Genomic DNA, 14,025 nt, shown 5'->3' on the forward strand with positions numbered 1-14,025 from the left:
TTATAAATGAACGCGACGAATCTATTGAAATCCCTGTTGCTTGCATGGGTCGTGCTAAGTGGGGGCGGTTGTGCTGACCATCGTAGTGATGATGCAGATAGGCGGCCCAACATTATTTTCCTCCTGACCGATGACCACCGCTGGGACGCGTTGGGAAGCATGGGGAATCCCGTTATCCGAACGCCTCATCTCGATGAACTGGCCCGAGGCGGATATTTATTCCGTAATGCATACACTACCACGTCGATCTGTGCAGTAAGCCGCGCAAGCATCCTCTCGGGGCAGTATATGGCTAAACATGGCATCGACGATTTCAGTACGGATTTTTCGACCGACGCGTTTGAGCAAACCTATCCGATGGTATTGAAGCAAAACGGATACCGCGTGGGGTTTATCGGGAAATTCGGTGTGGGCAAACATCCGCCTGCAAACCGATTTGATTTTTGGTCGTGTACCGAAAAAGGGCAACCACCTTATATTTACCAAGATACGCACGGTGCTCCAGTACACCATACCGATAGCATCGGCCGCGATATCGCCAAATTCCTGATCTCGCAAGACACGGCCACGCAACCTTTTTGCCTTTCGGTGAGTTTTAAAGCACCCCATGAATTGGATGGACGGCCACCTAAGTACGTTGTGCAGGAGGAGTTTGCCGATTGGTACGACGACACATCGGTGCCGGTGCCCGAATCGGCGAAGCCGCAATACTGGGATAGTCTGCCCGCTTTTTTTAGGGCACCTGAAAGTATCGCGCGATATCGGTGGGAGACATTCTTTTCAAACCCTGAGACCTACCAAGAATCGGTGAAAGACTATTACCGCTTGATTTCGGGCGTGGATGCAGAAGTGGGGAAGTTGATGGTTCAATTGCGCGACCATGGGCTCGATGAGAATACGGTGATCATCTTCATGGGCGACAATGGCTTTTACCTGGGCGAGCACGGGCTTGAGGGCAAATGGTTTGCTCACGAAGAGTCTATCCGCGTGCCATTGATCATCTATGATCCACGGAAATCAGCGGTGGACCCGGGTCGAGCCTTGGAGCAAATTGCGCTGAATGTCGATATCGCACCGACAATCCTTTCGCTGGCAGGCATCAGCAACGACGGCATTCCAATAGGTATGCAGGGAGTGGACCTTACCAAATCCATTAACCATGGCACATCCACACGCAAACGGTTTTATTATGAGCATCGTTTTTACGGCTCACCCCAGATACCGGCATCCGAAGCTGTCGTTTCGGTAGACTACAAATACATACGATACCCCGAGCATCACTATGAGGAGTTTTTCGATCTAACGGCAGATCGCTGGGAGATTCAAAACCAGATGGCAAATAACACTTACGCAGATTCAATTGCGTCGTTTCGGCGTGCCTTTGTCGATTTGAAGGAGCAAGCTAGTCAGTAGTTTGCTTCCGGTCGGGAAATAACGGGAATACCGCACTCTCCTGATGAGCCTCGTCCATCACCTGGGCCAGTTGTGCCGCCACTCCGGGGTGCTCGGCGGCTATGTCGTTTGTTTCCGCCGGGTCTATCTGTAGATTGTATAGTTCTACGGTTGCATCAGGGTTTTTCTTAACGTTCAGTTTTACCGCTTTCCATTTACCCATGCGGACGGCCTGTCGGCCACCACCACCATGAAATTCCCAATAGAGGTAGGCGTGTTGCTGCTGTCGACGTTGACCAAGGAGCGTCGGCAAAAACGAAATGCCATCGGTATAATGGGGGCTTGGTGCGTTGATGAGGTCCACCATAGTGGGCATGACGTCCCAGAAAGCACCGATATGTTCCGATACGCTTCCGGCAGCGATGTGGTTTGGCCAGCGTGCAATGAAAGGTGTGCGGATACCCCCTTCATAGAGGTCGCGCTTTACGCCGCGTAGGCCACCCGAACTGTTGAAGAAGGCCGGATCAGCACCCCCTTCTTTATGGGCACCATTGTCGCTGCTAAACAGTACGAGGGTGTTATCGGCCAGCCCCAGTTCTTCCAGTTTGGCCATCACCTGCCCCACGTACGCGTCCATGCGGCTCACCATAGCAGCGAATGTGGCTCGTGGCTTGGCCACCGAGGCATAGCCGGCCACCGTGGCGTCGGGGCCGTAGCCATTGCCTTGATGTGGTGTCTCCTCGAAAGCATGTTCGTATTGCCTATAGTATTCGTCGTCCGGCCCCTGCAATTCGGCATGCGGCAGCACCGTGGGAATGAACAGGAAGAACGGCGTATCTTTATGAGCCTCAATGAAAACCAGCGTTTTTTCTTGGATAAGAGCTGGGGCGTAATGTGCTTTCCGCGATAAATCATTGCCTTCTAGTATCACTTTTTCGCGATTGTGCCAAAGGTGGGTGGGGTAGTAGCGATGCGACTGCCGTTGGCAGTTGTATCCGAAGAATTCGTCGAAGCCTTTCATATTAGGGTCGCCGCTGGTGCCCACCATACCGAGCCCCCATTTGCCGAAGGCACCCGTAACGTAGCCGGCCTGTTGCAGTAATTGGGCGAATGTCCGCACGGAATCGGCCAATGGTTCCTGTCCTTCTGGCTGTATTTCCTTGTTGCCACGGATATAGGTGTGCCCGGTATGCTGGCCGGTAAGAAGTGCGGAACGCGATGGCGCACATACCGTCGTGCCAGCGTAGAATTGGGTGAAGCGCATACCTTCGGTTGCCAGTCGGTCGATATGGGGCGTGCGGATGTACTGCTGCCCATATACGCCGAGGTCGCCGTAGCCAAGGTCGTCGGCCAGGATAAATACGATGTTCGGCCGTTCCTGGGCATGTAGGGTGAACGGTAACAGAACGAATAAAAGTAGTTTGAAGGGTGTGGTCATCATCATGGGATCTCTTTAATTGCGTGATAACAGGTTAATAATTGTTTTTTATTTTGTGTCGCTGTATAGTGCTGCAGGTAGGTTCCCCGGGCCCCGCTCCCCACCCGTTCCTTGTAGATTTTGTCGGTGTTTATCCACTCGCTGGCCTTTTTGCGTAAAGCCCTGGCATCGTTTGGAGTAAACCGCCAGCCGTTTTGCCCGTCATTTACCAGGCTTTGCATAGCGCCGAGGTCGCTAGCAATGACAGGTGTGCCCGCAGCTAGCGCTTCGATCAATGTCATGGGCAACCCTTCATACCAAATGGATGGGAAGAGTAGCGCGGAACACGCAGCGAGTTGCTGATGGATGGCAGCACGTTCGAGGCTACCGAGATAGGTGATGTTCGGCGACGTCTGGGCGATTTCCATGACATGGTCTCTCAGCGGACCATCGCCCGCAATCCGTAACGGATAATCTGTGCCAGCAAAAGCTTCCAGCAGAATATGTACACCCTTTTCTTGGGTAAGACGGCCGACGAACAGGAAATGACGACCCCGCGGTACGGTGGTTTCCGGGCCGTCTTCGACAAAATTAGGCTTGGTTACAAATTTTTCCATTGATAAACCAAGTGAAGAGGCAACAAACAGTTGTTTAGCAAAATCCGTCAACGTAATGTACCGGTCTACCATGCGCCAGGTGCCTACTCTTCTGTGGATCCAGTTGGTAAAGGCGAGCCAGCCTGTTTTTATAACCGATTGGCTATGCACCCCTTTTCTGACCGCTTTCCATGGGAAATTTGCATGGATGCTCGCCGTGAACACTTCGCCTTGGTGAAATAGTGTTGCCGAAGGGCATAGCAATCGGTAATTGTGGAGCGTCATCACCACCGGCACCCCCATCCGTTTCGCAACACGAATGGCGATCGGGCCACTGGCATAATGCAGATTGTGAATATGGACGACATCCGGCCGATGGTGTTGGATGGCCTGTTTCACACGCTGTCCAGCCCATATGTTCCATGGCAGCCAGAGGGTCTGCCATACGCCTCTCCAGCCCTTCTGGTTGGCAAAGGTGAGCGAAAAAACGTCTTCCGTTGTTCCGAGCAACGCCTTCTCCTGCTCGAAGACCACATCTTCGCCACCTGGGTGCTGATAAAAATTATGGATCACAAGTATGCGCATGAATGCGGTTTGAACAGCAAAGCTACGAAATGTATTTACAAAAAAAATCCTATCTTTAGGGCACCATCATGTGGTTGTCAAACAGAACCCTCACCTATGGAAAGAAAATGCATGGACTGCGGTGAGCCAATTATAGGCCGCGCAGACAAGAAATTTTGTGACGATGCTTGCCGCGCCAATTTTAATAACCGACGCAATAGCGGCGAAAGCGGCTACCTCCGTAAGGTAAACAACATCCTCAAGCGGAATAGGAAAATCTTAGCGACACTTAGTCCGACTGGCGACCGAAAGGTGAAATGGCAGATATTGATGAATGAGGGGTTTAATTTCAATTACATTACCGATATGAATGAGACAGCCGAGGGTACGCAATATCGGTTCTGCTACGAATACGGGTACCTGTTGCTGGATGACGATGAAGTGTTCTTGGTACGGCGTAAAGAATGAGCCCGAACGGGGCCAACAAGTGTGTTCCCGCGTATTTTATTTGGCAATGATCACCTTCAACCCTTGTTCCTCAAGCTCCTTCACCATCGTTTCGGGGATGCCGTCGTCTGTTATAACATACTGGACATGGTCGAGCTCGCATATTTTGCCGATACCACGTTTGCCGAATTTAGAGCTGTCTGCCAGTACCACCACTACCTGCGATGCATTGATCATTCGTTGATTGATGTTGGCTTCGGTAAGGTTGCTGATGGAAAACCCAAAGCCCAGGTCGATGCCATCCACACCAATGAACAAAACCCCGCAGGATACCCGATCGAGCATGTACTCGGCGTAGGAACCGGCTACCGATGATGAGTTGGTACGGATGATGCCGCCTAATTGCAACACCTCAACGTTCGGGCGATCGCAAAGTTCCATCGTAATCTTAATGGCAGGCGTAATAACGGTGAGCGGGATGGCCGGGTGTAATTGGCGTGCTAATTCGAAAGCCGTTGTCCCAGACCCGATAATGACCGCGTCGTTTTGCCCGATAAGTTTCAAGGCTGCACGCGCGATTTTTTTCTTTTGCGCGGCATTGATGGTCTCTTTTTCGATAATAGGGCGGTCTATCGTATAGGGGTTGGTCAACGATGCGCCGCCGCGCGTGATGAAGATAAGCCCCTTGTCTTCCAAGAATTTGAGATCTTTCCGAATGGTAACGCCAGACACCTTTGTTTGATCAATCAACTCCGGAATTGTGATTTGCCCTTTGTCTTTGAGCCGTTCCAAAATAAACTGGTGCCGTTTAGTGATGTTCTTCATGTTAACTTATCTTTAATTCAAAAGCGAACGTTCTCTTTCTGCAATGTTAACTGATTTTATGGATATATGGAAATGATGTGCCCATATGTCTGCTATTTCCCAGGTTTTGCAATTAATAAATGTTAATGAAATTGCATAGGTCTGTTATTTTTTATTTTATTTTGTTTTTAAACATTTAAATTTATTAAATTTGGACAGTTGTAAACCTTGAATAACTACGTTTATGTAACGGTTGCATCGAGTGACAAGGTACAAGATTCGCTATTTTACTGAGATATTACGGTTGATATGGTATTGTTTGCCTACGAAATACAAGATTATCCCACGTTTCAATTTATTTTTGAATGAGCGCAATGATTCCGCCCGAGCGGCGTAGGTGGTTAATCGTAGCCGTTATTTTCCTCGCCATCGTTTTCAATTACGTAGACCGTCAGATCGTGTCGATTCTCAAGCCTACACTGAAAGATGTGTTTAGTTTGGGCGACGATGGTTACGCTTTCATCGTCAATATCTTTACGCTTTGTTATGCTGCCATGTACCCGGTGACCGGGTGGTTGGTTGATCGGTTCGGTGCCGGAAAGGTGATGCTTTATGGGATTATTGCATGGTCTGTAGCCTGCATAGGGGGTGGCATTTCCCGTACAGTGGGTCAATTTTCCTTTTTTCGTGGCATGCTGGGTATGGCAGAACCGACCAATTTCCCTTCGCAGCTCAAGGTGGTTACCGTTTGGTTCCCGGGAAAACTGCGTGCTACGGCGAATAGCCTTTGTGTAGCGGGTAGCTCAATAGGGGCCATCATTGCACCACCACTGGTTGCTTGGTTGGCGATAACTTACAATTGGCAAACGGTTTTCTGGGTCTGTGGTGCCTTCGGCCTGTTTATCGCTGCGCTGTGGTGGCTCATTTATCGTGATCCGCCCAAGCATATTGCTGCCGAAGCGGGTCAAGACACGGCGGATAACGAAGCAGCTTTTACGTGGGGACAGTTATGGAAAACAAAAAGCCTTTGGGGTATATTGATGATTCGGTTTATCAGCGACCCCGTATGGTACTTCTGCCTGTTTTGGCTCCCCGGATACCTACAGGAGGAGTCGGGGCTGACGCTTGCCCAGGTCGGTATGTTTGGCTGGATACCTTTTTTGGCCGCCGATATCGGTGGCATTGGTACCTCGGCGTGGTCCGATCGTTTGGTGCGGAAGGGAATGCAGCCCCTCCGGGCCCGTAAGGTGATGCTTACCGCAGCCGCTGTTTTTGGTCCGCTGTGCGCCCTAACACCTTATATCCCCAGCGCTGGCGGTACATTGGTGTTGTTTAGCGTGGTGGCGGCTGTATGCATCAGCTGGCTGTTTACCGTAAGTGTGGTTGTTGCAGAGGCGTTTCCAATGAAAAATGTAGCGAGTGTATTGGGTATCGCAGGCGGATGTGGTGCGCTTGGCGCCGTTCTTTTCAATTATTTTGTCGGGCAGTTTATTGGCACGGTGGGGGCCGACAAGATTTTTCTGGTGATGGCATTTTTGCACCCCATTGCCGCCATGATTTTGTGGTTGGTCGTACGACCGGAAAAGCCGAAACAACGATTAAAAGCAACTGAAAACTTAGCGTAGTAATCTCATCGATACCTTGAGAGACAAATAATGAATCGATGAATAAAAAAATAAACAGATGAAAACGATAAAAGAAGCATCAAAAGAACTGCCGGTAAGAAAGGAAGTGGATGTGCTGGTGGTCGGTGGCGGTCCTTCGGGGCTTATCGCAGCACAGGCTGCTGCCGAAGACGGTCTGTCTGTTACGCTTATCGAAAGCAGGAGTTTTGTAGGAGGAAACATGACGATAGGACTACCCATATTAGGGTTTCTTGGTCAAAAAGGCAACCAGATCATCAAGGGTTTGCCGCAACGGTTTATCGATCGGCTAAAAACGATGGATGCTGCGAGCGAACACCGTCCGTGCCCGCTGCATATGAGCCTCACCCTGGTCGAACCCGAGGCGGTGAAAACCGCCGGCCTCCAGTTACTGGTCGACAGCAATGTAGACGTATTATTCTATACATTTTTTGCCGGCGTGGTCATGGAGGGGGAGGAACTGAAAGGAGCCATCATTGAAAGCAAGGCGGGGCGTGAGGTTATACTTGCCAAGGTGGTGATTGATTGCAGTGGTGATGCGGACGTAGCCTACCACGCGGGCGTGCCCTGTGAATATGGCAATGAGCAGGGCGGGGTGCAGCCGCCCACATTGATGTTCTGCCTGGGCGGGGTAGACACCGAAAAGCTGCGATTGAGTATCGCCGAGGAACCGCGTACCTATCTCACTGATTTCATTCCGGCCGAATATTTTGGTCAGAACAACCAGTTTATCGTGGTTGGTTTGCGGAGTCTGATCAAGCAGGCCGCCGACGACGGATTAACCTTGCCCGTGGAACGGACGATTCTGATCACCGGACTGCGCAAAGGGGAAATTTGGGTCAATATGAGTCGCGTGAATGGCGTCAATGGCACTGATCCGGGTAGTTTGACCTATGGCGAAATAGAAGGAAGGAAACAGGTGGAGGGCATCAAACAGTACCTTATCCGCTATGTGCCGGGATTCAAGGACGCCTATTTCTTGAAGACGGCCCCCTTTTTGGGCATCCGCGAAACCCGTCGGATCATCGGCCAATATATCATGACGCAGGAGGATGTCCTGGGGTGTGCGCATTTTGAGGATGCCATCGCCGTGGCTAGCTATCCGCTGGATATCCACCACCCGGAAGGCGGCGGTTGCACATTGACTTGGTGTGGCGATTGCTATGATATACCGTATCGGTCGCTCGTTCCGAAGACGGTGAAAAACCTGTTGGTAGCGGGCCGGGCGATTTCAACGACGCACGAAGCCATGTCGGCCATACGGGTGATGGCACCTTGCATGGCTATGGGAGAGGCGGCCGGAAGGGCGGCAAAAGAGGCCGTTAGGGCAGGCGTAACGCCGAGCGATATTGATGTTGGAAAATTGCAGCGTGAATTAAGAGATAGCGGCGCTTTCTTACGTCCTTACCCCGAAGCCTCGGTTAATGTATAACAGATGGAACATGAGTTGTAAATTGAATAGAAAAGATTTTATCCGTGCGGCCTCATCGCTGGCGATATTTCCATTGGTGAGCAACGACCGGGCCACGCTCCCAAGCCGGCCGAATCAGCGGTTCCGGTCGGCACACCGTGTGCTTACCTGTAACATCCGTGTGGACTTACCCGCCGATGCTGAAAAAGGATTTGGATGGCAGGACCGTAAAGGAATCTGCATCAAGATAATCGCTGAACAGCAACCCGATGTTATCTGTTTGCAGGAGGTGCTGAAAGGACAGATGGAAGATTTGATGGCGGCGTTCCCTGGTTTCGCAGGGGTCGGTTTCGATGGGCCGGAGATGGATGCCCATCTCACAGGCTACCATGGCGTTGCCAAAAACCCAATCCTGTTTTCAAAAGACAGGTACGAGCTGGTCGGAGCAGGCACCTATTGGTTGTCTGAAACACCGTTGCGAGGTGGCAGCATTTCATGGGGTTCGGCCAGAGCAAGGCATGCGAATTATGTCCGTTTGAAAGAGCGGGAAACGAATAAAGAGTTTCGTGTGATTAATCTGCACCTCGACCATAAAAGCCAGGAGGCACGGGAGGAACAGGTGAAATTGGTGTTGGCAGAAGCAGCGCAGTACACGGCCGATTTCCCACAACTCTTAACCGGCGATTTCAACGCGAGTATGGCAAACCAAGTTTATCGGTTGGTCTTAGAACAGGGCTGGCGCGATAGTTATACGCACATACACGGGGACACTGAACCGGGCTATACGGTACACTTGTTCAAGGGTGATCGATATGAAAAGAAGGCTAAAGGAAAGAAAATCGACTTCATCTTCGCAAAAGGACATGTACATGCAGTGGATGCTGAAATCATACGGGACCATGTGGGTGGTCAATACCCCAGCGATCACTATTTTGTCTCGGCCGATGTGAAACTTAAATAATATTTATTATTCTTTATAAATTGTTGTAATTGGTTATATTTAGCCAGTTTTTTATGAAATTATCACTAATCAGTTCTAGCTTTTATGACTACCACCACAACTGAAAAGCCCGATTTCTTTTCGAAATCCGGCTTGCCTAAGCCGCTCGCTTGGGGTTATCTCGGCATTATCATCTTCATGATGGGCGATGGTGTGGAGCAGGGATGGCTAAGCCCTTATTTAATTGAACACGGGCTTTCCATGCAGCAATCTGCTTTATTGTTCACCGTATATGGAATTACCATCGCCATTTCATCGTGGTTTTCGGGCGTATTGGCCGAGGGGTACGGACCACGAAAAGCCATGCTCCTTGGGTTGCTGCTATACATCATCGGTACCATCGGATTCGTTGGTCTAGGCATGCAGAACCTGGATTATCCGGTGATGTTGATTACCTATGCCATTCGAGGGTTCGCATACCCGCTGTTTGCTTACTCGTTTCTAGTGTGGGTCACTTACCGTACGCCGCAAAGTAAATTAGGCCGCGCGGTGGGCTGGTTTTGGTTTGTGTTTACCGGTGGGCTCAATGTATTCGGCGCCTATTATTCCAGTTGGGCTATCGACGCGTTGGGTTATCACAATACGCTGTGGAGTTCGATCTTCTGGGTGCTGGTAGGTGCATTTTTCGCATTGGTGATGAACAAAGATAAGTTTGTGCCGGTTGGCGATGCGGGTTCGAAAGCGAAGGAATTGCTCAAAGGCCTAACCATTGTTAGGGAGGAGCCTAAAGTGCTCATCGGTGGGTTGGTGCGTGTTATCAATACAACTGCTCAATTCGCTTTTCCGGTGTTCCTGCCCATCTACATGGCGACCCATGGGTTCAGTACGGTGGAATGGTTGCAGATATGGGGCACCATTTTCACAAGCAATATCGCATTCAACCTCATCTTTGGGTTCGTAGGCGATCGGATGGGTTGGCAGAATACCATCATGTGGTTTGGCGGGGTGGGGTGCGGTCTCACGACCCTACTATTTTTCTACTCGCCCGTATGGTTTGGTGGCGATTACTGGGCAGTGATGTTTTGCGGTGTGCTTTGGGGCGGGCTGCTAGCAGGTTATGTACCGCTTTCGGCACTCGTGCCCTCATTGGTCAAAAAAGACAAGGGCGCGGCGATGGCTATCTTAAACCTCGGCGCCGGCCTGCCGGTTTTTGTCGGTCCTGCCATCGTAGGGTTATTGATTGGCATTATCGGTGATGAAGGAGTGATTTGGGTGTTGGCTGGTTTATATTTCCTCAGCGCTTTGCTCACCAAATTCATCACCTTACCCGAACCTACGGCGGATGATTTGGAAAGCAACATAGCTACCGTCGAAAATAAGTGAAGAAGAGTACGCAGACGATAATATATATTAAGATTTTTTATGAAGATATTGGTCACAGCGCCTTACCACGAAAAAGGTAGGGCGGAGTTGGTGCAGCTATTTGGAGATATTGTTTACAAGCCCTGGAAGGCCCACGGGCAAGGGTACCGACCCGAGGAACTCATCGATTTACTACGTGCGTCGCAAGCGGACGCCTTGATAACGGAACACGATGAGGTAACAGCGGCGGTTATCGAAGCCTGCCCAGCATTAGCATTCATCGGTGTTTGCCGCGGTACCCCGTCCAACGTAGCAGTGGATACGGCGACCCAGCATGGGATACCCGTGTTTAACACGCCTGCACGCAACGCCCAAGCAGTGGCAGAGCTTTTTATTGCCAACATCATTTCCTTTTTACGGAAGACACGGCAGGGCATCGAATGGCTCGAAGGGGGGCAATGGGGCGACGGGGCACACACGGCATACCTGCAATTCAAAGGCAATGAACTGGCGGACAAACAAGTGGGGATGGTCGGATTCGGTGCGGTGGGCCAAACCATTGCTCAGATACTGAAGACATTTCCCTGCGAGATTACGTATTTCGACCCGTTCTATACCGCTGAAGATCCCTTATATAAAAAGCAGTCGCTGGAAGAACTTTTCCGTACCAGTGATGTCGTGGCGATACACCTGCCGGTTACGGCCGAGACGCGGGGCATGATCGATGCTGAACTCTTGGCGTTGATGAAAGCAGATGCAATATTTGTTAATACCGCGCGTGCCGTGGTGGTCGATCGCGATGCGTTGTTGGAAGTCATCGAGAATGGGCGGATTCGTGGGGCAATATTGGACGTGTTTTACAACGAACCGCCCGATGAAAAGGACTATCGCCTCATTAGACACCCCAATGTGTTGGCCACTCCGCATATTGCAGGAGCAACGCACGAAGTGGAAGATCATCACGTGGATATCATGAATGGCGTGTTGAGGGATTTTTTTAAACAGGATAAAAAGGACATCAAACAGTTCGTTAATAGGGAGGGCTTAACAGCGAATTTAAAGTGAAAGGATGAGCATGAAATCAACCAATCGTCTGTTGCGGAATCTGCTACTCGTTGCCGTATGCTGCTTAGGGTACGGCCAAGTGGCCACTGGGCAGCCCTCGATGGAAGTCTTTGCGCACCGGGGGTTTAGAGGCCTGCATCCCGAAAGTACGATTCAAGGGATGAAGAAAACGCTGTACCATGGAGCGGTCTTGGAGTTTGACCTAGCCATCAGCAGGGATAAAAAGGTAATGGTAACCCATGACGCGGTGATGAACCGAAAAATCGTCAGGAAGTCAGACGGAACTCCTATTGCGAGAGGTGAGAAGCATGTGCTCTACCAAATGGATTACGCCGATATCCGTATGTTCGACATCGGTATGAAGCCAAATCCTGATTTCCCCGAGCAGGAAAGATACCCGGCCTACATCCCACTGCTGGGCGAGTTGGTCGACTCGGTAGAGACGTATGCCGCCGAACAGGGGTTGCCGGTACCGCGTTACTTCATCGAAACAAAACTGAATCCGAAAAATGACGGAATGAACCACCCAGGTCCTGAAGAGTTTGTAGACCTGATGATGCAGGTTGTGGAGGCCAAAGGTATCCGCGATCGGATCATCGTGCAGTCTTTTGACCCGCGGACACTACAAGTGCTGCGCCGAAAGTTCCCGGACATCGAACTGGCTTTTCTGGCCAAGTCCAAAACCACATTGGAAAGCAACTTGGAGTGGCTCGGTTTCACGCCCGACTTTTACTCCATTAACTCGGCTTACATCGATGCTGCACTGGTGGCTGCGTGCAAGGCGATAGGTACCGAGCTCATCATCGGTAATTGCAACGACTATAACGAAATCAAGAGACTTTCGGCGATGGGCGTGCATCGGGTAATCTCCGATTTCCCGATAACGTCCTTAGCCGCGAAAGGACAAATCCATAATAACGGAAGATGAACAATATGACACCATCAAAAAAAGCCTATTTAGTTGTCGATGTCGGCACTGGGAACGTACGTACCGCTGTTGTCGGCACAACCGGCGGGATACAGGCGTTGCATCGCGAAAACGTAACGTATATAAAAGATGCAGATTATCCGGATTCCATTTATTTTGATCCGACACAGCTGTGGAAACAGATTAAGCGACTTGCTGCACAGACGCTTGCTGAAGCCGGTCCGGTGCAGATCGAGGCAATTACTGCGACAAGTCAACGTGAAGGGGTGGTGGTGCTGGATAAGGAAGGGCAGCCCGTCATCGGCATGTCTAACCACGACAACCGTGGGCGGGAATGGGAAGCGTTGGTAAAAGACAAGAACCGCATGTATGCCTTGACCGGCAGATATCCGACCGCATTGTTTTCGGCGCTGAAGCTGGTGGGACTGCGCGAACGTAAAACAGCGCTCTGGAGTGGGGTTGCCACATTTACCAGCATCAGCGATTGGGTGCAGTTTCAGTTTTCGGGCGTATTGGGCTACGAACACTCCCAAGCATCGGAGACCCTATTGTATGATATAAATGCGAAAGACTGGTCTTCGGAACTTTGTGATGTTTTTGGCCTGCCGACGTCCCTCTTGCCTCCGTTGAAGTCGTCGGGTGATGTGCTGGCTACCATTCGGGCCGATGTGGCCGAGGAACTGGATATCGCTGCCGGTGCTGTGGTCGTGGTAGGGGGCGCCGATACGCAGTTGGCGGTGCACAGCACGAAGCCCGACCGCGATGATGTTGTTATCGTATCGGGTACGACGACGCCCATTATCAAGATCGTTGATCGGTACGTTACCGATGGACAGCAGCGTACCTGGACCGGCCGTCATATCGATACGGGTAGTTTCATGCTAGAAGCCAATGCCGGAGTAACCGGGTTGAACTACCAGCGTCTCAAGGAAATTTTCTATCCCAATGAAGACTATGAAGTCATTGAGCAGGAACTTGATGAAACGTCATATTCGCAATGCGTAGCTTCTTTGGGCTCATTGGTGGCCGACGAAGATACGCCCCTTACCAAAGGCGGCTTTATCTTCAATGCACCCGTATCGCACCAACTAACCCGTGGCGGTTTCGTGTTTGCCATCCTGTGGGACATCGCATGCAGTATTTATGAAAATTATAAGGTGCTGGACAATGTGTCCGCACACAACCGCGATTACATCTGGGCGTGCGGTGGTGGTGTGCAGAGCCGGAAGCTCCGCCAGTTCATCGCCAATCTCACCAATAAAAAAATCCGGATATGCAATACCTACAGACAGTCCTCCGTGTTGGGTGGTGCGTTCATCTGCGCCGAGGCAACCGGCCAGCAGGGTGCCGTGCCCGAATTGCAGGATGAAGTAATACCGCAAGACCGCGACCGGTTCATGGAGCTGTATGCCGAATGGAAGCGTGCACGGCATACATTTAGCCAAATCAGCTAGAA

Annotated in this window: 12 protein-coding genes; 9 read left to right on the forward strand and 3 right to left on the reverse strand. The window is 50.8% G+C overall.

What is annotated here, in order from left to right; all coding sequences use genetic code 11:
• Positions 1–6: 6 nt before the first annotated feature.
• Positions 7–1,413 (forward strand): sulfatase family protein, encoded by a 1,407-nt coding sequence (locus tag U9S71_RS02080; RefSeq protein ID WP_326324868.1) that lies wholly within the window; start codon positions 7–9, stop codon positions 1,411–1,413.
• On the opposite strand, the gene U9S71_RS02085 is transcribed toward U9S71_RS02080, so the two are convergent.
• On the reverse strand, positions 1,403–2,836 hold the full coding sequence (locus tag U9S71_RS02085) for an arylsulfatase (protein ID WP_326324869.1): 1,434 nt from the start codon (positions 2,834–2,836) through the stop codon (positions 1,403–1,405). The two genes, U9S71_RS02080 and U9S71_RS02085, sit on opposite strands and share 11 nt — an antisense overlap.
• Positions 2,833–3,990: a glycosyltransferase gene (locus tag U9S71_RS02090; protein ID WP_326324870.1), complete on the reverse strand. Its 1,158-nt coding sequence runs from the start codon at positions 3,988–3,990 to the stop codon at positions 2,833–2,835. The genes U9S71_RS02085 and U9S71_RS02090 overlap by 4 nt, the downstream gene beginning before the upstream one ends.
• A 96-nt stretch (positions 3,991–4,086) precedes the next feature.
• Between U9S71_RS02090 and U9S71_RS02095 the strand changes: the two genes are divergently transcribed.
• Positions 4,087–4,437, forward strand: a complete 351-nt coding sequence (locus U9S71_RS02095; protein WP_326324872.1) for a hypothetical protein — start codon at positions 4,087–4,089, stop codon at positions 4,435–4,437.
• Positions 4,438–4,473: 36 nt separating this feature from the next.
• Here the strand turns inward: U9S71_RS02095 and U9S71_RS02100 are convergent, their stop codons facing one another.
• The gene (locus tag U9S71_RS02100) at positions 4,474–5,241 is read right to left on the reverse strand and encodes a DeoR/GlpR family DNA-binding transcription regulator (protein WP_326324873.1); all 768 of its coding nucleotides are present in this window, start codon (positions 5,239–5,241) and stop codon (positions 4,474–4,476) included.
• Between the two features lie 344 nt (positions 5,242–5,585).
• On the opposite strand from U9S71_RS02100, the gene U9S71_RS02105 reads away from it, so the two are divergent.
• From U9S71_RS02105 to U9S71_RS02135, 7 genes are all read left to right on the forward strand, one after another.
• Positions 5,586–6,845 (forward strand): MFS transporter, encoded by a 1,260-nt coding sequence (locus U9S71_RS02105; protein WP_326324875.1) that lies wholly within the window; start codon positions 5,586–5,588, stop codon positions 6,843–6,845.
• Between the two features lie 58 nt (positions 6,846–6,903).
• The gene (locus U9S71_RS02110; RefSeq protein WP_326324877.1) at positions 6,904–8,295 is read left to right on the forward strand and encodes an FAD-dependent oxidoreductase; all 1,392 of its coding nucleotides are present in this window, start codon (positions 6,904–6,906) and stop codon (positions 8,293–8,295) included.
• Between the two features lie 10 nt (positions 8,296–8,305).
• Positions 8,306–9,235 carry an endonuclease/exonuclease/phosphatase family protein gene (locus U9S71_RS02115; protein WP_326324878.1) on the forward strand — a complete coding sequence of 310 codons (930 nt, stop codon included), beginning with the start codon at positions 8,306–8,308 and terminating at the stop codon, positions 9,233–9,235.
• An 84-nt stretch (positions 9,236–9,319) separates the two neighbouring features.
• Positions 9,320–10,597 (forward strand): MFS transporter, encoded by a 1,278-nt coding sequence (locus U9S71_RS02120; protein ID WP_326324880.1) that lies wholly within the window; start codon positions 9,320–9,322, stop codon positions 10,595–10,597.
• A 39-nt stretch (positions 10,598–10,636) separates the two neighbouring features.
• On the forward strand, positions 10,637–11,641 hold the full coding sequence (locus U9S71_RS02125) for a 2-hydroxyacid dehydrogenase (protein ID WP_326324881.1): 1,005 nt from the start codon (positions 10,637–10,639) through the stop codon (positions 11,639–11,641).
• A gap of 10 nt (positions 11,642–11,651) precedes the next feature.
• The gene (locus U9S71_RS02130) at positions 11,652–12,569 is read left to right on the forward strand and encodes a glycerophosphodiester phosphodiesterase family protein (protein WP_326324883.1); all 918 of its coding nucleotides are present in this window, start codon (positions 11,652–11,654) and stop codon (positions 12,567–12,569) included.
• Positions 12,566–14,023: an FGGY-family carbohydrate kinase gene (locus U9S71_RS02135; protein ID WP_326324884.1), complete on the forward strand. Its 1,458-nt coding sequence runs from the start codon at positions 12,566–12,568 to the stop codon at positions 14,021–14,023. Before U9S71_RS02130 ends, U9S71_RS02135 begins: the two co-directional genes overlap by 4 nt.
• Positions 14,024–14,025: the final 2 nt, after the last annotated feature.

The organism is Parapedobacter flavus (genome assembly GCF_035818675.1).
Lineage (GTDB): Bacteria > Bacteroidota > Bacteroidia > Sphingobacteriales > Sphingobacteriaceae > Parapedobacter > Parapedobacter flavus.